Here is a 25,680-nt window from a genome sequence, read left to right as displayed (position 1 = left end):
GGATTACTTCTGGAACCATTTGCTGTAGATGGTCTGGTAAGTCCCATCTTTCTTCACTTTTTCCAGCGCAGCGTTGAATTTCTGCTGCAATTCAGTGTTGCCCTGGCGCACGGCGATACCCAGACCAGTACCGAAGTAATCTTTGTCCGTCACTTTATCGCCTACCGCAGCCAGTTTGGTATCAGCTTTCAGCCATTCGGTTACCACTGCGGTGTCACCAAAGACGGCATCAATACGACCGTTTTGCAGATCCAGACGCGCATTCTGGTAGCTGTCGTACGGCACGGTAGTGATTTCTGGGTGTTTATCGTTAATAAATTTCTGGTGGGTGGTGCCGTTCTGCACGCCAACACGTTTGCCTTTCAGCTGATCGATACTGGTGAATTTACCCTGCTGGCCGATGAACAGCGCAGAGTTATCGTAGTACGGTGTGCTAAACAGAACCTGTTTTTCACGCTCTGGCGTGATATCCATACCGGCCATCACCGCGTCGAAGCGGCGGAATTTCAGGCTCGGGATCAAGCTGTCAAAGGCCTGGTTGGTAAAGGTACAGGTTGCATCGATCTCTTTACACAGCGCATTCGCCAGATCCACATCAAAGCCGACGATCTTGTTGTTAGCATCGGTGGATTCAAACGGAGGGTAGCTCGCTTCCGTCGCAAAACGAATGGTCTGGGCTGCTGTAGCGCTAAGGCTGATGCTGGCAAGTAGTGCGGCAATCAATACTTTTTTCATTGTCTTTATTCCCGAGTCTTCAGTGAGATAGGTAGTATTTAAACGCATCGGTCTGCGGCGCGGCAAAGCAGCTTGCATCCCCTTGCTCAACAATGTGACCGTTTTCCATATACACCACGCGGCTGGCGGTTTTGCGCGCCACTTCCACTTCGTGGGTCACGATGACCTGCGTAATGCCGGTTTCCGACAGTTCACGAATAATGCTGACAATTTGCGCGGTGATTTCCGGATCGAGTGCGGCGGTGGGTTCATCAAACAGCAGAACCTGCGGCTCCATCATCAGCGCGCGGGCGATGGCAACACGCTGCTGTTGTCCGCCGGACAGGTGCAGCGGGTAGCGATCGCTATAAGGTTTAAGACGTAAACGCTCCAGCAGCTTCTCAGCGCGAGCCAGAGCCTGATCTTTGCTTAAACCGAGCACGCGGCACGGCGCTTCAATCAGGTTTTGTTGCACGGTCAGATGCGGCCAAAGATTATATTGCTGGAACACCATACCCACGTTCTGGCGCAATTCGCGAATCGCTTTATCTGACGGGGTTTTGGCAAAATCAAAATGGTTGCCTGCAATGCTTAACTGGCCGGAACGCGGCATTTCGAGCAGGTTGAGTACGCGCAACAGCGAACTTTTACCCGCACCACTTGGGCCGAGCAGCACCAGAGTTTCACCCTGTGGGCAATCCAGTGTGATGTCGAAAAGCGCCTGGTGTGCGCCATAAAAGCAATTGATGCTGTTTAATTTAATACTCATCGAAGCAGTCTGATAGCAATTGAGGCCGCAAATAGTAACGTTGACAGAATAGTTATGCAATATTTGTGCGTTAAAACTTAAAAATAAACCAAGTTATGCGATGAAGTTAGCACAAAATACCGGACGGTGAGGTAACCAGGCATAAATGTCGGCATTCCCCAGGGAATGCCAGACAATTTACGGGGGGTTAGCACATGTTGTGATAACCGTTAGCGATGTTCCACTGACTGGCGCAGCGTCCCTGCGGGCGCATGTACCGAGCCGTCCAGATAGCGGACATCGTCCACCGTCCAGCACTGTCCTTCACGGATCATCAGTACTTCATCCTGCCAGCGCTGGTTTCCCTGACTTAACGTTACGCGCAGCGGAATATTCCGTGCATCGCTATTGGGAATGGTGGAAGCGCTGGCGACATCGGCATGATCGGCTGCAACGCTGCGGCTGGAGAAGGGATCGGTTTTTAGCAGCGAAGCGGTTTGCGGATCGCGGCTGGCGTTATTCAGCATTTTCGCCAGATCGTCGCTCAGGTATGGGCGCAATGCGGTCAGGTTGCTGCCCGGATGGGCAATGCGGTAGTCATAAAATTGTTGTGCAACACTGTCAGGACCGCCTTCCACACACTGCCCGCTATGGACGCCGATATCTTTATAGGCCGGGGTCACGGTGGTACAGGCGCTCAGCAGCAGCGCGCACGGCATTACAAGAGTCAAAACTGAATAGCGCATGTTGATTTCCTTATTTCTCTTCAGAAGACACGACCTTTCAAGAATAGTGTATTGATCTGATAATGTGTCTCGTAACGTGCGCACTTAAAAGGAGAACTTTATGCAATTTTCAACCACGCCGACTCTCGAAGGGCAGCCGATTATCGAATATTGCGGCGTTGTGACGGGCGAAGCGATTCTGGGCGCTAATATTTTCCGCGATTTTTTTGCCGGTATCCGCGATATCGTCGGCGGACGTTCTGGCGCCTATGAGAAAGAGCTGCGTAAAGCGCGGGAAATAGCCTTTCGTGAACTGGGTGAACAGGCGCAGCAGCTCGGTGCAGATGCGGTGGTCGGTATTGATATCGATTATGAAACCGTCGGCAAAGACAGCAGCATGCTAATGGTGAGCGTCAGCGGTACGGCGGTTAAAACGCGCCGATGAAAAAGTATGTATTAGCATTGCTGGCGCTGCTTCTGGCTGGATGTGCGAGTGAAAAAGGAATTATTGATAAACCTGGCTACCAACTGGATACGCGGCGTCAGGCGCAAGCAGCTTACCCGCGTATCAAGGTGCTGGTGATTCATTACACGGCGGATGATTTTGATGTCTCGCTGGCGACGCTCACCGACAAGCAGGTGAGCGCCCATTATCTGGTTCCTGCCAGGCCGCCGCTGTATCACGGTAAACCGCGAATCTGGCAACTGGTTCCGGAGCAGGATCTCGCCTGGCATGCGGGCGTGAGTTTCTGGCGCGGCGCGACGCGTATCAACGATACCTCCATTGGCATTGAGTTAGAAAACCGCGGCTGGCAACAGAGCACGGGCGGGAAAACTTTCGCGCCTTTTGCCCCTGCGCAAATTAGTGCATTGATTCCGCTGGTAAAAGATATTATCGCGCGCTACAACATCGCGCCGCAAAACGTTGTGGCGCATGCCGATATCGCGCCGCAGCGTAAAGACGATCCCGGCCCGTTATTCCCGTGGCAGGCGTTGGCTGCTCAAGGGATTGGCGCCTGGCCGGATGCAGCAAGGGTGGCGTTTTACCTGAATGGTCGTTCTCCCCATCAACCAGTTGAAACGGCGTCGCTGCTTGATTTGCTGGCGCGTTACGGTTACGAAGTGAAACCAGAAATGACGCCTGCGCAGCAGAAACGGGTGATCGAGGCGTTTCAAATGCATTTTCGTCCGGGGTTATGGAACGGCGTAGCGGATGCCGAAAGCCAGGCGATTGCCGAGGCATTACTGGAAAAATATGGCCAGGGGTGACAGCCGCTGGTTTTTTATGACGAGGTTAATGGAAATGGTGTTTCGCATCATGACAGGTGCATTGCTGATGGCGGCTTTTGCTGTCCACGCTGCGCCAAACCCGCCGTACGCATGTTCCTACTGGGACAAACAAACTGACAGTGTGAAAACGCTGGATGAGTGCGCCGTACTGAAAGAGGGCAAGCTGGTATTTTTACCCGCGCTATTTGCCAAAACCCATGATGTCGATGGCATGTCGTGGGTCGGGCTGCACGGTTATACCCGTGGAGCAGGGGAGCAGGATGCGGATTATTATGTGCGTTCTGCACACGAGTATCTGCCAGTGATTCATTTCGAGAACGGGCCGGACTGGTTTGTCGAGGGGCTGGTGCGCTCAACGCAGAACGGTAAAGTGGGCTATTGGGATGACAGTTTTCGCAACCACATTGCCGCCCGCTATGATTACGCTTCGCAGTTTGATGGCGGCAAAGCGCTGGTCTGCATCGGGTGCAAACCGCAGCGCGAAGGCGAGCATATCTCTTTGAGCGGCGGGGAGTGGTACTACATTGATAAGAGCGGCCAGCGGATATCTGAGATTAAATCCGGGCCGTTCTGAGTTTGTCAGTGGTGCAGTTTACCGTGGTCTTTTAACCAGTGCGCCGTGCGTTTGATGCCTTCATCCAGCGTCACGATCGGCGCATAGCCCAGCTCTTCCTGCGCGCGCGTGATATCCAGCGTAAAATCAAAATTGAGCTTCGACACGCCATAGTGGGTGAATGCGGGTTCTTTCGCGCGCTTGTCGCCAAAACGCTCCATGCTGCGGGCCAGCATATCCAGCATGGTGTAGGGCACGGAACGAATACGACAAGGGATTGCCAGATCGTCAATCAGCCGCTGTACGATACTGCGCAGCGAGCGTGGCTCGCCGTTGGTGATGTTATATGCCCGTCCGGAGGGCAACATGTCGCACTGTTGCTGGCTGGCGAGCCACATCGCATGTACGGCATTTTCGTAGTAGGTCATATCCACCAGCGCATCACCGCCGCGCGGCAGTAACACGCTGCGGTAGTGGTGCATCATCTGCGCCAGCCGTGGGATAAACACTTTGTCGTGCGGACCAAACAGGCTTTGCGGACGCAGAATGGTAAAGCGGGTGTTGGGGTTCGCCTGCGCCAGCAGATCGATAACCTGCTCACCTGCGGCTTTGCTGCGGGCAAATTCGTTGGCGAAACGCGCCGGGCGAAAATCTTCCGGAATATTGTGATGGTGATGATAATCGAAATAGAGCGAAGGCGAGGAGATATGGATAAAGTTGCGTATGCCCCAGGCGACAGCCCATTCACCCAGACGGCGCGTGGCGCGCACATTCGCCAGGTCAAACGCTTCCTGCGTTCCCCACGGTGAAGTGAAACTGGAACAGTGCCACAGCGTATCGATATCGGCGAGCATGACTTTAGCCTGTGATGAAACCAGCTCGGTTAAATCCGCATGCACAAACTCGGCGCCCATCTTGCTCAGCAACTTGCCCATCGCTTCGTTGCGGCCCGTCGCCCTGACGCTGATCCCTTTTTGACGCAGATATTCGACGGCGTTTCGGCCTAAACCGCTGGTTGCGCCCGTGACCAGTACCTTCATATCAATCCACTGTGTTGAAAAGCAATTATCGCGCGCATTCTTCCGTGAATTACGCCGCGATGCAATGGGATAAGTAAAAGAAAAACGTTAACCGTCAGACTTTTTCACTATTTTTTTCTGCCAGACGGGCAATCTGTTGCGCCATACCTCGAAAGATGAACAGATGAGCCGGAAACATCAGTAACCAGTAAAACAAACCCGGCATACCGTGTGGATGCCACCAGGCGCGGACATCCAGCAGCCGGTGGTCGCCCTTGTCGCTCAACGTAAAGGTCAGCCGCCCCAGCCCCGGTGCTTTCATGCCAAACAATAATGCCAGTTGCTGCTCTGGCTCGGCGATGATCACTTTCCAGCTATCCACTGCATCGCCGGTTTGCAGCCAGGCGCGATCGGGACGCCCGCGCGGCAACTGGTGGCCGATTAAACGATCAAGCGCGGCGCGGGTTTCCCACAGCAGATTGCCGAAAAAATAGCGCTCTTTGCCGCCGATACGGTTAACCACTTCCCACAGTGCGCTGAGGCTGGCTGTGGTTTTTACCTGATAACCGGCCTGTTTCGGATAGTAGCCATATTGTGGGCGCCAGCGTGAGAAGGCCTGTGGGTCGTAGCCCCAGTCTGCGGAATTCACCAGCTTTTCTTCTTCCTGCAATGTCTGACGCACCGCATCATCAAAGCAGATCAGTGTTTGCGGGATTAAATGACGCAGTGCGCGATCATCGGCCAGCAGATCGTGTTTCAAACCCTGGATCAGCGCCCTGGCGATGGTTGGTGGCACGGAAGTGATGAGATGTAAAAACCAGACGGAGATCAGCCGCGTTGGCAGCGGAATGGGGATCAATGGGCGGTGTACGCCGCTGACGCGCATAAAGTGCTCAAACTGCTGCTGATAGCTCAATACTTGTGGCCCGGCAGCCTCAAACACGCGGTGTTCCACCGCCGGGTGATGCAACAACTCCAGTAGATAATACAGAAGATTTTCCAGCGCAATCGGTGTGGTACGCGAACGCACCCAGCGCGGCGGCGTTAGCACCGGCAGGTTAAACACCATATCGCGCATCACTTCAAAGGCCGCCGAACCTGCGCCGACAATAATCCCGGCGCGCAATTCAGTAACCGGGACACCGGCTGCCCGCAGCAGATCGCCGGTATATTGCCGCGCCAGTAGATGATCAGAATCCGTTGCTTCTTTTGCCTGCAACGAACTGAGGAAAATAACCTGCTTGACCGGGGTTTTCCGCAGCGCATCGCGCACATTCAGGGCGATTTGCCGTTCATGCGCCACTAAATCGCTGCTTTCGCCCATGCTGTGCACCAGATAGTAGAGCGTATCGACACCGACAAGCAGTGCCGGAAGATCCTGCGGCCAATAGAGATCGACAGTGTGGCAGGTCACGCCCGGCAACTGCTGCTTTTGCAGGCGTGTTAACTGGCGCGCCGCCGCTTTGACCTGGTGGCCTTGCTGACTGAGCGCGGCTACCAGCCGCTGCCCGATATAACCGCTGGCACCAAGCACCAGGATCCGCTGCGCCACATCTGCTCCTTAGTGCTGTAAAAAAGCCTGCCAGTGATGAACCACCTCGGTTAGCTGCTGGCGATTGACGTCAAGATGGGTAACAAGCCGCACCACTGGCGCCGCGTTGATCAGCACATCGCGTTCGCGCATAAACGCGCTCAGCGCAGCGGCGGGTTCACCAACGCGGACGAACAGCATGTTGGTGTCGTGGCGCATCACGTCGGCGCCAATCTCCTGTAGCTGAGCGGCCAGCCAGGCGGCGTTCTCGTGATCCTCTTTCAGCCGCTCGACGTTGTGCTTCAACGCATACAGACCCGCTGCGGCAAGGATCCCGGACTGGCGCATGCCGCCGCCGGTCATTTTGCGCCAGCGGTTGGCGCGGGTGATCCAGGCTTTGTCGCCCACCAGTAATGAACCGACCGGTGTGCCGAGGCCTTTCGACAAGCAGATGGTGAAGGAGTCGCAATATTGCGCGATTGCGTTAAGGTCGCAGCCGTATTCCACGATAGCGTTGAAGATACGGGCGCCGTCAATATGCAGCGATAGCCCGCGCTCGCGAGTGAATTCCCACGCCTGTTTCAGGTAGTCACGCGGCAGCACTTTGCCGTTGTGGGTGTTTTCCAGACTGAGCAGTTTGGTACGCGCGAAGTGGATGTCATCGGCTTTTATTTTTGCCGCGACTTTGTCCAGCGGCAGCGTCCCGTCGGCTGCGGCATCAATTGGCTGCGGCTGAATGCTGCCGAGCACCGCTGCGCCGCCCGCTTCGTAGAGATAGTTATGCGCTCCCTGGCCGACAATATACTCTTCGCCGCGCTCACAGTGGCTTAACAGCGCTACCAGGTTGGCCTGTGTTCCGGTCGGCAGAAAGAGTGCGGCTTCTTTGCCGCTAAGTTCTGCTGCGTAACGCTGCAATTCGTTAACGGTGGGATCATCACCATAAACATCGTCCCCGACCGGGGCTGCCATCATCTCTTCGAGCATGGCGCGCCCCGGGCGGGTTACAGTATCACTACGTAAATCAATCACGGCATTTCCTTTCTCTGGCCCAGGTTAAGCATCTGTTTTACCTGAGCCAGTTGGTTTTCGCCAGTTCGATGACTTCATCGCCGCGTCCGCTGATAATGGCGCGCATCATATAGAGGCTGAAGCCTTTGGCCTGCTCCAGTTTGATTTGCGGCGGGATCGCCAGTTCTTCTTTGGCAACAGTAACATCTACCAGCACCGGGCCATCGATCGAGAAGGCGCGCTGGAGCGCTTCGTCAACCTCGGCGGATTTCTCCACGCGGATCCCGGTAATGCCGCAAGCCTCGGCGATGCGGGCAAAGTTGGTGTCCTGTAACTCCGTACCGTCGGTTAAGTATCCGCCTACTTTCATCTCCATCGCCACAAAGCCGAGTACGCTGTTATTAAAGACGATAATTTTCAGCGGCAGCTTCATCTGCACAACGGAGAGAAAATCGCCCATCAGCATGCTGAAACCGCCGTCGCCGCAGAGTGCCACGACCTGTCTTTCCGGGTAGGTCGCTTTTGCGCCGAGCGCCTGCGGCATGGCGTTGGCCATCGAACCATGGTTAAAGGAACCGATCAGGCGGCGCTTGCCGTTCATTTTAAGATATCGCGCAGCCCACACCGTTGGCGTACCGACATCACAGGTGAAAATCGCGTCATCAGCGGCAAAATGGCTGATTTGCTGCGCCAGATATTGCGGGTGAATTGATTTCTCGCTCGGCTTCGCTAAATCATCCAGCCCTTTGCGGGCTTCACGGTAATCCGCCAGCGCTTTATCAAGGAAGCGGCGATCGGTTTTTTCTTCCAGCAACGGCAGCAACGCGGCAAGAGTGGCTTTGATATCACCTACCAGCGCCATATCCACTTTACTGTGCGCGCCAATGCTGGCCGGATTGATATCGATCTGGATGATTTTGGCATCGGTGGGGTAGAAGGCGCGATAGGGGAATTGTGTGCCGAGCAGCACTAAGGTATCGGCATTCATCATGGTGTGGAACCCGGAAGAGAAGCCAATCAGCCCGGTCATGCCGACATCGTACGGGTTGTCGTACTCCACATGCTCTTTACCACGCATCGCGTGAACGATGGGCGCATTCAGTTTCCCGGCGAAAGCCAACAGCACTTTGTGCGCGCCAGCGCAGCCGCTACCGCACATCAGGGCGATATTGCTGGAGTAGCGCAGCAACTGCGCCAGTTTTTGTAACTCTTCTTGTGTCGGTGTGACCACCGGTTGCGGCGCACTGTACCAGTGGCTGCTGGCGCTTTCCGGCGCGGGTTTCAGCGCCACGTCGCCAGGCAGTACAACGACGGAAACGCCTTTATTAAGCACGGCTTTGCGCATGGCGATCGCCAGCACCTGCGGGATCTGTTCCGGATTGGAAACCAGTTCGCAATAGTGGCTACATTCGCGAAACAGCTCCTGGGGATGGGTTTCCTGGAAGTAGCCGCTACCGATTTCGCTTGAGGGAATGTGGGCGGCAATTGCCAGCACCGGAACGTGGTTGCGGTGGCAATCGAAAAGGCCGTTGATCAGATGCAAATTTCCCGGCCCACACGAACCGGCACAAACGGCCAGCTCCCCGGTCAGTTGTGCTTCCGCTCCGGCGGCGAAGGCGGCGACTTCTTCATGACGCGTCGGCATCCAGTGAATAGTGCCCATGCGATTCAGGCTGTCGCTCAGCCCGTTAAGAGAATCGCCGGTTACTCCCCAAATCCGTTTAACACCCGCTTGTTCAAGGGTTTTAGCAATATAAGCAGCCACAGTCTGTTTCATGGAAAGCTCCTTTTTGTGATCTTGCTTACAAGCTTAGTCAATGATTCTCCCTGCCATGAGATTAACGATGTCCTTTTTTAAAACAGGGGTTTATTTCAGTTACATTCCGTAATACTCGGGGTCTGAGGTCCAATAGTGTAAAAAAACACGTTAAGAAGATAATTCATTGTTTAAATTGAAATTTATTGACCTCAATTCTCCCTTCAAAATCTCTTCCGGCAGGGTAAACGTATAGTGCCCCAGCATGTTGATATGACCGTGCATCAGTGGCGAAAGCCGGGCAATATGCTTATCCTCTGGCGTTTCGCCTGTTGAGCGAAGGTGTGAAAGCGCCTCCTGCATATAAAGAGAATTCCACAGTACTACCGAGTTAGTGACAAGACCAAGCGCACCCAACTGATCTTCCTGCCCTTCACGGTAGCATTGAAAATGGTGGCGGAGAAAACAGGTATCTCTCGTGCTACCTATTTTCGTCTGAAAAAGCGTACCGATTAAGTTGGTAGCTTTTCTTATCGTAATTATTTCTGGCAGCATAAAAATTAATGCTAAAGTAGCATCTTAATTTATAAAGAAAACGGAAAATATCGGTTCAATAACTGATGTCTGATACCAAATGGAAGGGAAATAAGGATGAGTATAAGAAGCGAAATTATTGATGGTAATCTGGCACAAAGAAGTTCATACGGATTGATATATACGGAAGTATTGGGCTGGGTGGATCTCGGACATGCGCAGGGTACAGATATCCGAAATATGTGGGCTCAAATGCTGCGGGGTGAATCCCAAAGCGGGGAAACTTATAATGTTACATATAAACAATCAATGGTTGGTCTCAAGCGTCGTCTGACGGTCGGTAAATCAATTACCTGGCGCCTCAAAAAAGGCCTGCCATATCATCAAAAACAAAGCATTGCTCTGGCCATGATGATGACAGTAGCCCGAAGGTTTGAGGGGCTTCAGGGTTCTTTCCCTTTCAGCTGGGCTACTGATAGCGGATTCAGCGGTGAAGATCTGGTATCGGACCTGCTCGGTTTCTACCGGGTGATGTCGTGTATGAACAACGTGTTCAGCTACCTGAAACCGGTAAGCAAGAAAGAGGCTTTAAAACGGTGGGATCATTACGGAAAAATAGGCTCATGGAAAAATGAAACTTTTAAGCCACTGCTGTTCCCTGATCCTGCCCATTTTCCCAACAGCAGACCACACTTTGGGCAATTACCAAACTTCATGAAAACCATCACTCCTTATAACAGGTGGAAATCTGAAGATGTCCGTATTATTGACCCTAATCGGGGCTTTATCCGTTTTGGCAGGGGAGAACCGCGAGCATGAAGAAGTCAGTGAAGATTATGTTGGCCGTTCTGGTGGTATGCGTAATTAGTATTTTTTATGGCTTAAAATATCTAAGAATGGAATTTGCTGATGGTGCTGATTATACAGAACAAGATAAGAAGGAATATAATTTTTATACTCCGGAATTGCTTAAAAATATGCCTCGCGTCAGTAACGCCTACCGCTTCCATTACAGCAATGTGTCCGGACCTAATCCTGCACTGATTTATCAGGCGATATTTTCCGGCACAACGGATTCAAGCCAAATTGACTCCTACCTGGAGAAAAACGGGTATAAAAAAACAGGAATGTGCAATAGCAATGGGGATTGCTGGATAGGCAAAGATCCGAATGTCACAGTATCGGTGGGTGTTGATGAAAACCCAAACGCCATTCGTGTCGAGATGGTAGATAAGGAATAGAGTAAGAGCCTGGCCCAGTAGGCGTATATTGTTGCAGCCAGTTTGGGCACGGACAGCGCGCAACAACCGGAGCGTACACTCAATACGTGAGGATGACTCGCTTCGCTCGCCCTAAAGGGCCGCCGCAAGCGGCGTTCAAAATGTTATGGCATTTTGTGTGAGCACTGCCCAGGACCAAAATGGCAAATAAAATAGCCTAATGGGATAGGCTCTAAGCCCGGTTGATACCGGGTTTCTTAAATAAAGCTAAAAAACAAATCATTCACACAGATCAAAACAGGAATTTTATTTTTAATAAAAACAATTTGTTAGGCTGTTATCGTGGTTTTTTACACGATTGAACCTCAAACTCCTACTCTGACAAGGATCGATGAAAACGGGAATCATTTCAAATGGTTAAATCATTGTTAAATGCAGTTAATAATATGTTTTCACATGAAGATCTTGGCCGACTATTACTGCGTTTGTTGGTTGGCGGATTGATGTTGTTTCACGGGCTGCATAAATTAATCGGCGGTATTGATGGTATTGCGGGTATGCTGGTGTCAAAAGGGTTGCCGGGTTTTATTGCTTATGGCGTGCTGATTGGCGAAGTGCTGTGCCCGATCCTGATCATTCTGGGCGTTCTGACCCGTCCTTCCGCGCTGGTGCTGGCGTTTACTATGGTAGTGGCGTGGTTACTGGTTGGCATTGGTAAAACGGGTACTCTGGATGCGACTGGCGCGTGGGCGATTGAGAGTATTGTTTACTTCTTTATTGCTGCGCTGGTGATTGCTTTTATTGGCGCGGGCCGCTATTCCGTGGCTCCGGCGTGGAAGTAGTACAGCGTTAACAGAGAGCCGGATCGTCAAGACAATACCCGGTCAATGAGACCTGGAAAACGCCCTCCACACAGGAAGGGCGTTTTATTTTACGCAGAAAGCATTATGCCAGCACCAAATCCCCTTGTGGATGGCAGGAGCAGGCCAGCACATAACCATCGGTAATCTCTTGCTCCGTCAGCGTCATGGTGCTGCTAACGCTATACTCTCCGGAAATCACCTGCGTCTTACAACATCCGCAAACCCCGGCGCGGCAGGCGGCATTTACTGGCACCTTATTGCTCTCCATCGCTTCCAGCAGCGTGCTGCCTACCGGCGCATAGAAAGTTTTCATCGGCGAGAGTTTGTTGAACTTCAACCCACTGGTGGCAGCCTGCGCGACAGGGGTAAAGAATTTCTCTTTAAAGAAACGCGTTACGCCCAGCGTTTTCACTTCGCTCTCAACCCAATCCATATACGGTGCCGGGCCGCAGGTCATCACCGTGCGCGCGGCCAGATCCGGCACCTGGCTGAGCAGTTCGCGGCTCAGACGGCCAGAGGCAAAACCGGCGCTGGCGTTATTTTCTGCCACCAGCGTGACAGGGTATTCACGCCATTCGTCGGCGAAAATTACATCCTGCGGCGAACGTACGTTGAAGATCACCTGCACATCGGTCTGTGGTCGATACTTCGCCAGCCAGCGACGCATCGACATAATCGGTGTCACGCCACACCCTGCCGCCAGCAGCAACAACTTATCGTTCGGTTCCTTATCACAGGTAAATTCTCCCTGTGCATCGGAAAGCCACAGATAATCGCCGCGTTTTACCTCCCGGGTCAGCCACCGGGAACCTGCGCCATCATCAATACGACGAACAGTCAGCGTAATGTATTCGCTCACGCCCGGCGTGGATGAAAGCGTGTAAGCACGCAGCGTGTCGGCACTGTTGCGAATGCTTACCAGCGCGTACTGCCCGGCGCGATACGGGTAGTAATCGTGGCATAACAGCGACAGCGTCCAGACATCCGGCGTTTCCTGACGGATATGGTGAACCTGCATGCGCCACGGGCATTGAGGGGTTGGCATGGTCATCGTTATCTCCTTATGCGCTCAACAACTGCCGCATATCCTGTTCAACGGTTGTGACCTGGCGCAGGCCAAATTTCTCATTCAGCACGGCCAGCAGATCCGGTGTCAGGAAGCCCGGCGCGGTTGGCCCGGTAACGATATTGGTGACGCCCAGCGACAGCAGGGTCAGCAGGATGACGATCGCTTTCTGTTCAAACCAGGAGAGCACCAGCGATAGCGGCAGGTCATTCACGCCGCAGCCCAGTTTTTCCGCCAGCGTCACTGCCAGAATAATCGCCGAATAAGCGTCATTACACTGACCAGCATCGATCAGACGCGGCAGCCCTTCGATGTTGCCGAAGTCGAGTTTGTTGAAGCGATATTTACCGCAGGCCAGCGTCAGGATCAGACAGTCATCCGGCACCTGGGTGGCAAAATCGGTGAAGTAATTACGTTCGCCGCGAGCGCCGTCGCAGCCGCCGACGAGGAAGACGTGGCGCAGTTTTTCGCGGCTCACCAGGTCTATCAGCGAATCCACCGCGCCAAGCAGGGTCTGACGACCAAACCCGACGGTGATCAGATGTTCAATTTCGCTGAACGGGAAACCGGACATTTGCTGTGCCTGGCGGATCACCGGTGCAAAATCGTCGCCTTCGAGGTGGTTCACGCCCGGCCAGCCAACAATGCTGCGGGTCCAGATGCGGTCGTCATAAGAACCGACGGTTGGATCGATGATGCAGTTGGAGGTCATCACGATCGGGCCTGGGAAGCGGGCGAATTCCACTTGCTGGTTCTGCCAGCCGCTACCGTAGTTGCCGACCAGATGTTTGAATTTACGCAGTTCAGGATAACCATGTGCCGGCAACATTTCACCGTGGGTATAGACGTTAACGCCGGTGCCTTCGGTCTGTTGCAGCAGGTTATAGAGATCTTTCAGGTCGTGACCGGAGATTAAAATGCATTTCCCGGCGACGGCTTTAACGTTTACCTGGGTTGGCGTTGGATGGCCGTAAGTGCTGGTTTCGCCGGCATCGAGGATGCTCATGATGCTGAAGTTCATCTGGCCAATTTCCATCGAACATTCGAGCAGAGCGTTCATGTCCGCAGGCCAGGTACCCAGCCAGGCCATAATTTTATGGTAGCGGGCATAAATATCGTTGTCGTACTGCCCGAGAACGTGTGCATGTTCCATATAGGCGGCTGCGCCTTTCAGGCCGTACAGGCAGAGCAGGCGCAGACCAAGGATATTTTCGCCAATCGTGGCTTTGTCTTTGTTTGGTGTGAATTCTGCTGCCTGGCGCTGTAATTCACCCAGATCGTCGCTGACCAGTTGCAGCTCAGCCATCGGGTTATCAACACTGGCGTTCGGGTCGATAGAAAGGCAGAGCGCTTTCAGCGCTTCACGTTTGGCGATCGCTTCACGGGCGTAACCGACAATGCGTACGGAGTCGAAGTTTACGTTGGTCAGCGTCGAGAAGAAGGCACGTGGCGCGAAATTGTCGATTTCATGATCGATCAGATCGTAGTCACGGGCTTTGCAGGCCCAGGCAGAGAGCCCTTGTAACGCGGCAATCAGCAAATCCTGGAGGTCGGATGTTTCGGCGGTTTTACCGCACATCCCCTGCGCGTAGGCACAGCCATTACCTGCCGGGGTTCGAATGGTTTGTTCACATTGCACACAAAACATGGTCACACCTTCACAGTTAAAGTTATATTTTAAATGCATGTTTAAGATTATGCTGGTGAGCGAAGCCTTAAAAGCGCTTTTCGGTGCAACTTACAGGGAGATTGATTTAGCGCAATTTTGGCGGCAAAAAGTTACCGCCAAAGAGGTATCAGGCAGAGAAGAAGGCCATGAGCAATGGCACCAGCAGGCTGAGGATAAAACCATGAACAATGGCCGCAGGCACCAGCTCCAGACCGCCGCTTCGCTGGAGTACCGGCAGAGTAAAATCCATTGACGTTGCACCGCATAGGCCTAGCGCCGTGGAGCGGCTGCGGCGTACTAAGCCGGGGATTAGCATAATGGCGATCAGTTCGCGCGCCAGATCATTAAAGAAAGTTGCGCTGCCAATGACCGGGCCAAAAGATTCGGTCAGCAAAATCCCTGACAGCGAATACCAGCCAAAACCGGAGGCCATCGCCAGACCTGTCCGGAGCGGCAGGCCAAGCAGTAATGCGTTGATTGCGCCGCCGACCAGCGAACTGAGCACTACCACCACGGCGATAATCATTCCGCGGCGGTTGAGGACAATCTGCTTCAGCGTCATACCGCTGTTACGTAGCTGGATACCGACCAGCAATAACAGGAAGATCAGCGTATATTCGCTGGCTTGAGTGGCATGCTGTAAAAACGCCAGCCCGCTGAGGCCAATGGCAAAACCGGCGACCACCACGCCGCACAGACGCAGGGATTCCAGCGCCATGGCAAGGCGCGAAGGCAGTTTTTCCTGCTGATGTTGGTGCTGCCAAGGTAGAGTACGCTCCAGCCATAACAATGCAACGGCATTGCACAGCAGGATCACCACGATGCTTACCGCTGAATAGTGAAATATCGACAGCAGATTGGCGCTGAGATTGTCGAGGAATGCGAGGCTTATCCCCATAAAAAACAGGATCAGGTAAACAATCCAGCTCAGTAATTTATTGATCAGTTTAAGAGCTGCTGTATGACGCAGGGGAATGAGGTAGCCGACGATCAGCGGCAGAAGAATAATTAGCAATCCTGAAAGCATGAACGGCCTGAATCCTTGCAAATATGAGTAAGCGCCGAACACACTACCGAAAGGCAGTAACTGAGTAAAGCCGTGAAAAGACGTAGTCATAACGTAAAGAAAAGCCCGGCGTGCTGCATATTTTTCAATAAAATTTTGTACTTAGCGCATATCATGGCGCCTCTCACCCCGCTATACTTCCCGAAGAGCATAGACGAAAAAGACGGAATTAGCCGGAGGGAAGAATGATTCTGGAGCGTGTAGAAATTGTCGGGTTCCGCGGCATCAACCGTTTATCGTTGCTACTTGAGCAGAATAACGTGCTGATTGGTGAGAATGCCTGGGGTAAATCCAGCTTGCTAGATGCGTTAACGTTATTACTGTCACCGGAAACCGATCTCTACCATTTTGTTCGCGAGGATTTCTGGTTCCCTCCGGGAGATATTCTGGGGCGTGAGCACCATCTGCACATTATCCTGACTTTCCGTGAGTCCGAGCCGGGGCGCTACCGCGTGCGACGCTATCGTCCTCTTGCCGAATGCTGGGTACCCAGTCATGACGGGTACCATCGCCTGTTTTATCGCCATGAAGGTGAGCTGTCTGAGGATGGCAGCGTGATGACATTACGCGGTTTTCTGGATGAAAAGGGAGAGTTGCTCAATCTTCCCGATATCGACGAATGTGCCCGTCATCTGGTGCGATTGATGCCGGTGTTGCGTCTGCGCGATGCGCGATTTTTACGGCGTATCCGCAGCGGTACGATGCCTGATACACCCGAAATGGAAACCACTGCCCGGCAGCTTGACTTTCTCTCCCGCGAGCTGGTCTCCCGACCGCAAAATTTGACGGACGGGCAGATCCGTCACGGTCTTTCTGCGATGGTGCAACTGCTGGAACACTACTTTGCTGAACAAGGCAGCGGGGCTTCGCACCAGCGTCTGATGCGGCGTCGCTCCCATGATGAACAGCTTAGCTGGCGCTATCTGGATATTATCAACCGTATGATCGACAAACCCGGCGGCCGTATGTACCGGGTGATCCTGCTGAGTTTTTTTGCCACTTTATTGCAGGCGAAAGGAACCGTACGTCTCGACCGTGATGCGCGGCCGTTGCTGCTGGTGGAAGATCCTGAAACACGGCTGCATCCGATAATGCTATCGGTTGCCTGGCAACTGCTGAATTTGTTGCCGTTGCAGCAAGTGACAACGACCAATTCTGGCGAGCTGTTGTCAATGACGCCGGTTGAACATGTCTGTCGACTGGTGCGCGAATCGTCACGTGTCGCAGCCTGGCGCCTTGGGCCCAGCGGCTTAAATTCCGAAGATGCGCGGCGTATCGCTTTCCATATCCGCTTCAATCGCGCCTCTTCGCTGTTTGCCCGCTGCTGGCTGTTGGTGGAAGGTGAGACAGAAACCTGGGTGATTAACGAACTGGCGCGCCAGTGTGGTCATCATTTTGATGCTGAAGGGGTGAAAGTTATTGAATTTGCCCAGTCCGGGTTAAAACCGCTGGTGAAGTTTGCCCGCCGTATGGGCATTGAATGGCATGTGCTGGTGGACGGCGATGAAGCGGGGAAAAAGTATGCCGAGACGGTGCGCGGCCTGCTGGATAATGATCACGTCAAGACACGGGAGCATCTGACTGAGTTACCGGCGCGGGATATGGAACATTTTATGTATCGGGAAGGTTTTGCCGACATTTATCATCGGGTGGCGCAACTGCCGGAAAACGTGCGAATGAATATGCGCCGGGTGATCATCAAAGCGATTCACCGCTCATCGAAGCCGGATCTGGCGATAGAAGTGGCAATGGAGGCGGGGCGCCGTGGTATAGATGCTGTACCGCCTCTGCTGCGCAGGATGTTTTCCCGCGTGCTGTGGCTGGCGCGCGGGCGAGCGGATTAGTTCCGGCAGAGGCTGACAGTCTGGGTATGCAGACTATCGAGTAATTCGTAACGGCGTCGGTACTCTGCGCGTTTTTTACTGGCGATCGCCTCCATCGGTTTACGCGGTATCTCCAGTGGCAGGATATAATCACCCGACGCGTCAGCTACGGCGCCCAACGATTGCCAAAAACTATTGTAATCTGCGTGCAATTGCCCCTGCTTTTTTCGGCGGTAACGAATATTACGATAGATATGTGTTTCGTTGCTGACAGCACGGATCTGCTGCACGTTCACAAACTGTCCCAACGTCATCGCTGCTTCTACCAGCAGGCGTTTTGGAAAGAGACCATGACAGGATTTGGTCGCCGCCTGAATAAGTTCATGCGGCACGTGGGCTTTGGCTCCCTGTAACCCGCCAATATACAGCGTATTTTTCCCGGCAAACTGGCACAGGGTAAATGTCAGCCCGGCCAGTACGGTATTCTGCGCATCGCAGAATACCAGCGTTGCTTCACCTTCCTTGCCCAGCATGGTTTCTGAACACAGACGCAACGAATACTGCTGCTCGTCTTTACCGTTTAACAGTGCAACGGTGATTCCTGCCTTGGTAAGATAGCCGTTGACCATCCTGGTGGGCAGCAGAGTCGTTATCGCGTCGTAATGCCAGCACACCGCGTCGGACGCTTGTGTACGATTGATATTCACGGACAACCATGGGCGATGCAGACGGCAAGGTAAACCAGGCTGCACCTGTAATATTTTTGCCAGCATGGGCTGACGTATCAGGCGCGTGAGAAAACGGGCGGTGCTGAACGGTGTGGCCAGCGAACGTAGCAGAAATTTGCCGCGATAGGCAGGGTGATGCCATGCCAGACCAGGCATCAGTTTGCCAGAAGACAGGGAATAAAAGAGTTGCCAGGCCGTTTTCGGCAGAGGCATATCGGTATGTGTTGTGTCGGCAATGGTGGACATAGTGAAATCCATTTATCTCAACAGAGATCGCTATTCCATCAGGCTGCGCTTCAACAGCATTTAAATAAAAAATGGAGAGATTAAGAATTTTCTGTTTCGTTGATATTTTGTTTATTTAAACATGTTACTACAGGCCGCGTGCCACATTATTCGGGATTTTTATGAAACTTAAGGGAAAACGCAGGACGGTATTTATCGTACTGGTGGTCGTCATTTTACTGGCCGCCTTTTGGCTGTGGGGAAAATTAAACGCACCGGTGGTGCAGTATCAGACGCTAATTGTCCGCCCTGGCGAATTGCAACAGAGCGTACTGGCGACGGGCAAGCTTGATGCATTACGTAAAGTTGACGTTGGCGCACAGGTGAATGGTCAATTGAAAACGCTATTGGTCAATATTGGCGATAAAGTCAAAAAGGATCAGTTGCTCGGGGTTATCGATCCGGATCAGGCAGAAAACCAGATCAAAGAAGTGGGCGCCACGCTAATGGAGCTGCGTGCGCAACGCCGTCAGGCGCAGGCGGAACTGAAACTGGCGCAGGTGACACTGGCGCGTCAGCAACAACTGGTGAAACGCAATCTTATTTCCCGCCAGGATCTGGATACCTCGGCCACCGATGTGGCGGTTAAAGAGGCGCAGATCGGCACTATTGATGCGCAGATAAAACGCAACCAGGCGACACAGGATACCGCAAAAAAAAATCTCGACTACACACGCATTCTGGCGCCGATGGCTGGTCAAGTGACGCAAATTACCACCTTGCAAGGGCAAACGGTGATTGCGGTACAACAGGCGCCTAACATCCTGACGCTGGCCGACATGAGCACTATGCTGGTTAAAGCACAGGTTTCAGAGGCGGATGTTATCCATCTGAAGCCTGGGCAAAAGGCGTGGTTCACCGTGCTGGGCGATCCCGGCACCCGCTATGAAGGGGAACTGAAAGACATTCTGCCGACGCCGGAGAAGGTCAATGACGCTATCTTCTATTACGCTCGCTTTGAAGTGCCTAACCCGCAGGGCATATTGCGCCTGGATATGACCGCGCAGGTGCATATTCAACTGACCGGCCTGAAAAATGTACTGACTATCCCATTGTCGGCGCTGGGCGATCCGGTTGGCGATAATCGCTATAAAGTGAAAGTGCTGCGTAACGGCGAACCCCGTGAGCGCGAAGTGATGCTGGGCGCGCGTAATGATACTGATGTGGTGGTGGTGAAAGGGCTGGATGCCGGTGATGAAGTGGTGATCGGCGAGCTGAATCGCGGAGCTGCCCGATGACGGCACTTCTTGAACTGACGGATATTCGCCGCAATTATCCTTCAGGTGACGAGCAAGTGGAGGTACTGAAGGGAATTACCCTCAGTATTAATGCCGGTGAAATGGTGGCGATTGTCGGCGCTTCGGGTTCCGGTAAATCGACGCTGATGAACATACTTGGTTGTCTGGATAAATCCTCCAGCGGTACATACCGCGTTGCCGGAACAGATGTCTCCACGCTTAGCGGCGATGCGCTGGCGCAACTGCGGCGCGAGCATTTTGGTTTTATCTTCCAGCGTTATCATCTGCTTTCACATCTGACGGCCACGCAGAATGTTGAAGTGCCCGCGGTATACGCCGGAACCGATCGTAAAGCGCGGCTGATACGCGCCAGAGAGTTACTTACGCGCCTTGGCCTGGGCGAGCGGACGGATTATCAACCTTCTCAGCTTTCTGGCGGCCAGCAGCAGCGCGTCAGCATCGCCCGGGCTTTGATGAACGGAGGGCAGGTCATTCTGGCCGATGAACCCACCGGTGCGCTGGACAGCCGCTCAGGCGAAGAGGTGATGGCGATCCTCCACCAACTTCGCGATCGCGGGCATACGGTGATTATTGTTACCCACGATCCGCAAGTGGCGGCACAGGCTGAGCGAGTGATTGAAATTCGCGATGGTGTACTTATCAGTAATCCTCCGGCCCGCGAACAAGCGATTACAGCGGATAACCGAGATGCAGTGTCTGTGCAGGCAAAGGGCTGGCGACAGTTTATCAGCCGTTTTCACGAAGCGCTGACCATGGCCTGGCGCGCAATGGCGGCAAATAAGATGCGCACGCTGTTGACCATGCTCGGCATTATTATCGGTATCGCCTCCGTGGTCTCGATTGTCGTCGTGGGCGATGCGGCGAAGCAGCTTGTGCTGGCGGATATCCGTTCGATCGGCACCAACACCATTGATGTCTATCCCGGTAAGGATTTTGGCGATGACAAGCCGCAATACCAACAGGCGCTGAAATATGACGATTTGTTGGCGATCCAGAAACAGTCGTGGGTGCGCTCGGCGACACCATCGGTTTCGCAAAACCTGCGTCTGCGCAATGACAATATTGATGTCGCGGCCAGCGCGAATGGTGTGAGCGGACAGTATTTTAATGTTTATGGCATGGCCTTCAGCGAAGGGGCATCGTTTAATGCCGAGCAGGAGAAGAGACGGGCGCAGGTGGTGGTGCTCGACAGTAATACCCGCCGGCAGCTATTTCCCAATAAAACCAGCGTTGTGGGTGAGGTGATTCTGGTCGGCAATATGCCCGCAACGGTGATTGGCGTGGTGGAAGAGAAGCAATCTATGTTCGGCAGCAGCAAAATACTGCGCGTCTGGTTGCCCTACACGACTATCTCCGGGCGCATTATGGGCCAGTCGTGGCTAAACTCTATTACCGTTCGGGTGAAAGATGGCTACAGCAGTGAGCAGGCTGAACAGCAACTCACCCGGCTGCTGAATTTGCGGCACGGAAAAAAAGATTTCTTCGTCTGGAATATGGACGGGGTATTGAAAACCGCGGAAAAGACCACACGTACTCTTCAATTGTTCCTGACGCTGGTGGCGGTGATTTCCCTGCTGGTTGGTGGTATCGGTGTGATGAATATCATGCTGGTCTCGGTGACCGAGCGAACCCGCGAGATCGGCATCAGGATGGCAGTGGGCGCCAGAGCGGGCGATGTGTTGTCGCAGTTCCTGATTGAGGCTGTGTTTGTTTGTCTGGTGGGTGGCGCGCTCGGCGTAACGCTTTCAATGTTGATCGCGTTTATTTTGCAGCTCTTTTTACCGGGCTGGGAAATTGGTTTTTCACCGGTTGCGTTGATCACTGCCTTTTTGTGTTCAACGTTTACCGGGGTGCTGTTTGGCTGGTTGCCAGCGCGCAATGCGGCGCGCCTGGATCCCGTGGATGCGTTGGCTCGCGAGTAATAAAAATGCCAGCCGATTGGGCTGGCATTTTAACTGCGGCATGTACACAATGAGGTTGCGGTTGCTGGCGTCAGGCCATGGCTTCCACTTCGATGGGCACGATAACGCTGGCGTGATTGCCTTTAGGGCCCTGGTGTACATCAAACCGGACTGTCTGTCCGGCTTTTAACGTTCTGTAACCATCCATCTGAATGGTGGAGTAATGCGCGAAGATATCTTCGCCGCCGCCTTCAGGGCAAATAAAACCGAACCCTTTGGCATTGTTGAACCACTTAACAGTACCCGTTTCCATGCTTCGACATCCTTCGTAAATCTTATTTAAGTAAGATGGAATGAACCGGTGGCAGAGCGAGCGGGCTGTTCAAAACCTCACCAACTCTCGACTGTACAATTTAGATAAATCGTATACTGCGTCAAGCGTTTGGCTGGGGTTCTGGGAGGCGACGCATCAAAATTTTGATGCAGTTAACGCTATGACAACAGAATGTGACAGCCGTCGCGGATGGCAACGATAGATGATTGTTATCTGACATCTGATGTATACCCTAAATAATTCGAGTTGCAGGAAGGCGGCGACGCAGCGACAAATTCGTCGGGAACGAATTTGCCCAACCGAAGGTTGGCCTCCGGTGAGAGACAGGATGTCTCTCAGTAACCCCCAGCAGCTTACATAAGTCCGTGACTGGGGTGAGTGACAAATCTGCCGGGAGCAGATTTGAACGCTGTAAGCAGCGGCCCCGAAGGAGTGAGGCTCAGGGATGAGCCGAATAAAAAAGTCAACACACATGCAACTTGAAGCATGACGGGTATAGATTAAAAATACATCCAGACTCATGTAATCGGCCGATTAAACGCCGCCGGAACCTGTAACCTAAGATGAAGCGCTAACGATGGGTAAGAGTAATAGCTGGCTGGATTTCGACCAATTGGCGGAAGAAAAATTGCGCGATGCGCTAAAACCGCCATCCATGTATAAAGTCTTGTTAATGAACGATGATTACACGCCGATGGAATTTGTTATTGACGTGCTACAAAAGTTCTTTTCTTATGATGTAGAACGTGCAACGCAACTGATGCTTACGGTTCACTATCACGGCAAGGCTATCTGTGGTGTTTTCACCGCCGAAGTTGCCGAGACTAAGGTCTCTATGGTGAACAAGTACGCGAGGGAGAACGAGCATCCGTTGCTGTGTACGCTGGAAAGAGCCTGAATGCAGGCATGAAACTTGGGGGAGGTGCCCTATGCTCAATCAAGAACTGGAACTCAGTTTAAATATGGCTTTCGCCAGAGCGCGCGAGCACCGACATGAGTTTATGACCGTCGAGCACTTGTTACTGGCGTTGCTCAGTAACCCCTCGGCCCGCGAAGCGCTTGAAGCGTGTTCCGTGGACCTGGTGGCGCTGCGGCAGGAACTCGAAGCCTTCATCGAACAAACCACACCCGTTCTACCCATGAGCGAAGAGGAGCGCGACACGCAGCCGACGCTCAGCTTCCAGCGTGTTTTGCAGCGCGCGGTGTTTCACGTTCAGTCCTCCGGTCGTAGTGAAGTCTCCGGGGCGAATGTGCTGGTTGCCATTTTTAGCGAGCAGGAGTCGCAAGCGGCTTACCTGCTGCGCAAACATGAAGTGAGCCGCCTTGATGTGGTGAACTTTATTTCACACGGTACGCGTAAAGACGAACCGGGGCCGTCATCGGATGCAGGTAGCAGCAGTAGCAGCCAGGTGAACAGCGAAGAGCAAGCAGGCGGGGAGGAACGTATGGAGAACTTCACCACCAACCTTAATCAGCTTGCTCGTGTCGGCGGTATCGACCCGCTGATTGGCCGTAGTAAAGAGCTTGAGCGAGCGGTGCAGGTGCTGTGTCGCCGCCGTAAAAACAACCCGCTGCTGGTTGGCGAATCCGGTGTCGGTAAAACGGCGATTGCCGAAGGGCTGGCCTGGCGGATTGTGCAGGGTGATGTGCCGGAAATTATGGCCGACTGCACTATCTATTCGCTTGATATTGGTTCGCTGCTGGCCGGTACCAAATACCGTGGTGATTTTGAAAAACGTTTCAAAGCGCTGCTGAAACAACTTGAGCAGGACAGTAACAGTATTCTGTTTATCGATGAGATCCATACCATCATCGGTGCAGGCGCTGCGTCCGGCGGGCAGGTTGATGCGGCTAACCTGATTAAGCCGCTGCTGTCCAGCGGTAAAATCCGCGTGATGGGATCTACCACCTATCAGGAATTCAGCAACATCTTCGAAAAAGATCGCGCTCTGGCGCGTCGCTTCCAGAAAATTGATATTACTGAACCGTCCATTGAGGAAACGGTGCAGATTCTCAATGGCCTGAAGCCGAAGTATGAAACGCATCACGATGTACGTTATACGGCGAAAGCGGTGCGTGCAGCGGTAGAACTGGCGGTGAAATACATCAATGACCGTCATTTGCCGGATAAAGCGATTGACGTTATTGACGAAGCGGGCGCGCGTGCGCGTCTGATGCCGGTGAGCAAGCGTAAGAAAACCATCAATGTGGCGGATATCGAATCGGTTGTTGCGCGCATCGCGCGTATTCCTGAGAAAAGTGTTTCTCAGAGCGACCGCGACACGCTGAAAAATCTCGGCGATCGCCTGAAAATGCTGGTATTTGGCCAGGATAAAGCCATTGAGGCGTTAACCGAAGCCATTAAAATGAGCCGTGCAGGGCTGGGGCAGGACCATAAACCGGTCGGTTCCTTCCTGTTTGCCGGCCCAACCGGTGTGGGGAAAACCGAGGTGACGGTACAGTTGTCGAAAGCGCTGGGTATTGAGCTGCTGCGCTTCGATATGTCCGAGTATATGGAGCGTCACACTGTCAGCCGTTTGATTGGTGCGCCTCCGGGATATGTCGGTTTCGATCAGGGCGGTCTACTGACCGATGCGGTGATCAAACATCCGCATGCGGTGTTGTTGCTCGATGAAATCGAAAAAGCGCACCCGGATGTCTTTAACCTGCTGTTGCAGGTGATGGATAACGGTACGCTGACCGATAACAACGGGCGCAAAGCCGATTTCCGCAATGTGGTGCTGGTGATGACTACCAACGCTGGGGTGCGTGAAACCGAGCGTAAATCCATCGGCCTTATCCACCAGGATAACAGCACCGATGCGATGGAAGAGATTAAAAAGATCTTTACACCAGAGTTCCGTAACCGTCTGGACAACATTATCTGGTTCGATCACTTGTCTACCGAGGTGATCCATCAGGTGGTCGACAAATTTATTGTCGAACTCCAGGTACAACTGGATCAGAAAGGCGTGTCGCTGGAAGTCAGCCAGGAAGCTCGCGACTGGCTGGCCGAGAAGGGATATGACCGTGCCATGGGTGCTCGCCCGATGGCGCGTGTTATCCAGGACAACCTGAAAAAACCGCTGGCCAACGAACTGCTGTTCGGCTCGCTGGTTGATGGTGGTCAGGTAACCGTGACGCTGAATCAGGAAAAAGGTGTGCTGGAGTATGACTTCCAGAGTGCTCAGAAGCACAAACCGGAAGCGGCGCATTAATCTCTGTTGTTAGCAACTAAAAACCGGGCTCATGTGAACCCGGTTTTTTTACGCTCATCTGAATGCCACCTCCTGTGGAGGTGGTCAGCAAAAAGTTGGCTCTGCCAGTAATGCTACCCATGGGAAAATCCGAATCCGTTATCCCCATAACTGATAAGGATTTAACCATGAGTAGGTTCACAAAAGCATCTCATGTGCTTTGGTGTTGTCAATATCATATAGTCTGGACACCCAAATGCCGATTTCGCATCCTACGGAACAATGTTGGCAAAGAAGTTTACAAACAGATAAGGATTTCAAGTGAACAGCTCGGAATAGAAGTAGTGGAGCTGAATGTTCAGTTAGATCATGTTCATCTGCTAGTAAAAAT

The 25,680-nt window shown here is 53.0% G+C and carries 24 protein-coding genes and 1 pseudogene; 12 read left to right on the top strand and 13 right to left on the bottom strand.

Going from position 1 to position 25,680, the window contains the following annotated elements; all coding sequences use genetic code 11:
* Window positions 1-3 precede the first annotated feature (3 nt).
* The 3 genes from artI to GA0061070_RS17735 all read right to left on the bottom strand — a co-directional run bounded on the left by artI (window position 4) and on the right by GA0061070_RS17735 (window position 2,208).
* Window positions 4-735, bottom strand: a complete 732-nt coding sequence (gene artI, locus GA0061070_RS17745) for an arginine ABC transporter substrate-binding protein ArtI (protein ID WP_090137345.1) — start codon at window positions 733-735, stop codon at window positions 4-6.
* 19 nt (window positions 736-754) lie between these two features.
* Window positions 755-1,483 (bottom strand): arginine ABC transporter ATP-binding protein ArtP, encoded by a 729-nt coding sequence (artP, locus tag GA0061070_RS17740; protein ID WP_007374101.1) that lies wholly within the window; start codon window positions 1,481-1,483, stop codon window positions 755-757.
* Between the two features lie 209 nt (window positions 1,484-1,692).
* Window positions 1,693-2,208 (bottom strand): lipoprotein, encoded by a 516-nt coding sequence (locus tag GA0061070_RS17735; protein WP_090137344.1) that lies wholly within the window; start codon window positions 2,206-2,208, stop codon window positions 1,693-1,695.
* Between the two features lie 100 nt (window positions 2,209-2,308).
* Between GA0061070_RS17735 and GA0061070_RS17730 the strand changes: the two genes are divergently transcribed.
* Genes GA0061070_RS17730 through GA0061070_RS17720 form a run of 3 tightly spaced genes read left to right on the top strand, consistent with a single transcriptional unit; the run spans window position 2,309 to window position 4,051 of the window.
* On the top strand, window positions 2,309-2,632 hold the full coding sequence (locus GA0061070_RS17730) for a heavy metal-binding domain-containing protein (RefSeq protein WP_043954077.1): 324 nt from the start codon (window positions 2,309-2,311) through the stop codon (window positions 2,630-2,632).
* On the top strand, window positions 2,629-3,456 hold the full coding sequence (locus GA0061070_RS17725) for an N-acetylmuramoyl-L-alanine amidase (RefSeq protein ID WP_090137343.1): 828 nt from the start codon (window positions 2,629-2,631) through the stop codon (window positions 3,454-3,456). Before GA0061070_RS17730 ends, GA0061070_RS17725 begins: the two co-directional genes overlap by 4 nt.
* Window positions 3,457-3,472: 16 nt before the next feature.
* Window positions 3,473-4,051, top strand: a complete 579-nt coding sequence (locus GA0061070_RS17720) for a hypothetical protein (protein ID WP_244153165.1) — start codon at window positions 3,473-3,475, stop codon at window positions 4,049-4,051.
* A 5-nt stretch (window positions 4,052-4,056) separates the two neighbouring features.
* On the opposite strand, the gene GA0061070_RS17715 is transcribed toward GA0061070_RS17720, so the two are convergent.
* The 5 genes and pseudogenes from GA0061070_RS17715 to GA0061070_RS17695 all read right to left on the bottom strand — a co-directional run.
* Window positions 4,057-5,070 carry an NAD-dependent epimerase/dehydratase family protein gene (locus tag GA0061070_RS17715; protein WP_090137342.1) on the bottom strand — a complete coding sequence of 338 codons (1,014 nt, stop codon included), beginning with the start codon at window positions 5,068-5,070 and terminating at the stop codon, window positions 4,057-4,059.
* Between the two features lie 94 nt (window positions 5,071-5,164).
* Window positions 5,165-6,601 (bottom strand): DUF2867 domain-containing protein, encoded by a 1,437-nt coding sequence (locus GA0061070_RS17710; protein WP_090137341.1) that lies wholly within the window; start codon window positions 6,599-6,601, stop codon window positions 5,165-5,167.
* Window positions 6,602-6,610: 9 nt separating this feature from the next.
* On the bottom strand, window positions 6,611-7,609 hold the full coding sequence (gene ltaE / locus GA0061070_RS17705; RefSeq protein ID WP_090137340.1) for a low-specificity L-threonine aldolase: 999 nt from the start codon (window positions 7,607-7,609) through the stop codon (window positions 6,611-6,613).
* Window positions 7,610-7,646: 37 nt separating this feature from the next.
* On the bottom strand, window positions 7,647-9,365 hold the full coding sequence (poxB, locus tag GA0061070_RS17700) for a ubiquinone-dependent pyruvate dehydrogenase (protein ID WP_090137339.1): 1,719 nt from the start codon (window positions 9,363-9,365) through the stop codon (window positions 7,647-7,649).
* Window positions 9,366-9,515: 150 nt separating this feature from the next.
* Window positions 9,516-9,785, bottom strand: a pseudogene (locus GA0061070_RS17695) (Tn3 family transposase); the annotation flags it as partial.
* A 210-nt stretch (window positions 9,786-9,995) separates the two neighbouring features.
* Here GA0061070_RS17695 and GA0061070_RS17690 point away from each other — a divergent pair.
* From GA0061070_RS17690 to GA0061070_RS17680, 3 genes are all read left to right on the top strand, one after another.
* Window positions 9,996-10,697: a hypothetical protein gene (locus GA0061070_RS17690; protein WP_090137338.1), complete on the top strand. Its 702-nt coding sequence runs from the start codon at window positions 9,996-9,998 to the stop codon at window positions 10,695-10,697.
* Window positions 10,694-11,119, top strand: coding sequence for a hypothetical protein (locus GA0061070_RS17685; RefSeq protein WP_090137337.1), 426 nt, complete (start codon window positions 10,694-10,696; stop codon window positions 11,117-11,119). Before GA0061070_RS17690 ends, GA0061070_RS17685 begins: the two co-directional genes overlap by 4 nt.
* Window positions 11,120-11,511: 392 nt before the next feature.
* Entirely contained in the window at window positions 11,512-11,940 is a 429-nt protein-coding gene (locus GA0061070_RS17680) for a DoxX family protein (RefSeq protein ID WP_090137336.1), read from the top strand.
* A gap of 103 nt (window positions 11,941-12,043) precedes the next feature.
* On the opposite strand, the gene hcr is transcribed toward GA0061070_RS17680, so the two are convergent.
* The 3 genes from hcr to GA0061070_RS17665 form a co-directional block, all read right to left on the bottom strand.
* Entirely contained in the window at window positions 12,044-13,012 is a 969-nt protein-coding gene (gene hcr / locus GA0061070_RS17675; protein ID WP_090137335.1) for an NADH oxidoreductase, read from the bottom strand.
* 10 nt (window positions 13,013-13,022) lie between these two features.
* Window positions 13,023-14,675, bottom strand: coding sequence for a hydroxylamine reductase (hcp, locus tag GA0061070_RS17670; RefSeq protein ID WP_090137334.1), 1,653 nt, complete (start codon window positions 14,673-14,675; stop codon window positions 13,023-13,025).
* A 148-nt stretch (window positions 14,676-14,823) separates the two neighbouring features.
* Window positions 14,824-15,723 carry a LysO family transporter gene (locus GA0061070_RS17665; protein ID WP_090137333.1) on the bottom strand — a complete coding sequence of 300 codons (900 nt, stop codon included), beginning with the start codon at window positions 15,721-15,723 and terminating at the stop codon, window positions 14,824-14,826.
* A gap of 224 nt (window positions 15,724-15,947) precedes the next feature.
* On the opposite strand from GA0061070_RS17665, the gene GA0061070_RS17660 reads away from it, so the two are divergent.
* Window positions 15,948-17,606: an ATP-dependent endonuclease gene (locus tag GA0061070_RS17660; RefSeq protein WP_090137332.1), complete on the top strand. Its 1,659-nt coding sequence runs from the start codon at window positions 15,948-15,950 to the stop codon at window positions 17,604-17,606.
* Here the strand turns inward: GA0061070_RS17660 and GA0061070_RS17655 are convergent.
* A complete protein-coding gene (locus GA0061070_RS17655) occupies window positions 17,603-18,559 on the bottom strand; it encodes a VirK/YbjX family protein (RefSeq protein ID WP_090137331.1) in 957 nt (318 codons plus the stop codon). The two genes, GA0061070_RS17660 and GA0061070_RS17655, sit on opposite strands and share 4 nt — an antisense overlap.
* 161 nt (window positions 18,560-18,720) lie before the next feature.
* Here GA0061070_RS17655 and macA point away from each other — a divergent pair, with 161 nt between their 5' ends.
* A complete protein-coding gene (gene macA / locus GA0061070_RS17650; RefSeq protein WP_090137330.1) occupies window positions 18,721-19,836 on the top strand; it encodes a macrolide transporter subunit MacA in 1,116 nt (371 codons plus the stop codon).
* Complete coding sequence (macB, locus tag GA0061070_RS17645; protein WP_090137329.1) at window positions 19,833-21,779, top strand: macrolide ABC transporter ATP-binding protein/permease MacB; 1,947 nt, start codon at window positions 19,833-19,835, stop codon at window positions 21,777-21,779. The genes macA and macB overlap by 4 nt, the downstream gene beginning before the upstream one ends.
* Window positions 21,780-21,849: 70 nt before the next feature.
* Here the strand turns inward: macB and cspD are convergent, their stop codons facing one another.
* Window positions 21,850-22,071, bottom strand: coding sequence for a cold shock-like protein CspD (gene cspD / locus GA0061070_RS17640; RefSeq protein ID WP_090137328.1), 222 nt, complete (start codon window positions 22,069-22,071; stop codon window positions 21,850-21,852).
* Between the two features lie 598 nt (window positions 22,072-22,669).
* On the opposite strand from cspD, the gene clpS reads away from it, so the two are divergent.
* The 3 genes from clpS to tnpA form a co-directional block, all read left to right on the top strand.
* Window positions 22,670-22,990, top strand: coding sequence for an ATP-dependent Clp protease adapter ClpS (gene clpS, locus GA0061070_RS17635; RefSeq protein WP_090137327.1), 321 nt, complete (start codon window positions 22,670-22,672; stop codon window positions 22,988-22,990).
* Between the two features lie 31 nt (window positions 22,991-23,021).
* Complete coding sequence (gene clpA / locus GA0061070_RS17630) at window positions 23,022-25,310, top strand: ATP-dependent Clp protease ATP-binding subunit ClpA (protein ID WP_090137326.1); 2,289 nt, start codon at window positions 23,022-23,024, stop codon at window positions 25,308-25,310.
* Between the two features lie 167 nt (window positions 25,311-25,477).
* Window positions 25,478-25,680: IS200/IS605 family transposase (gene tnpA, locus GA0061070_RS17625; RefSeq protein WP_139109763.1), on the top strand; the 203-nt coding region annotated here is incomplete at its 3' end.

The sequence above is a fragment of the Kosakonia oryziphila genome (genome assembly GCF_900094795.1).
GTDB lineage: Bacteria > Pseudomonadota > Gammaproteobacteria > Enterobacterales > Enterobacteriaceae > Kosakonia > Kosakonia oryziphila.
This window is presented reverse-complemented; position numbering and strand designations above follow the sequence as displayed.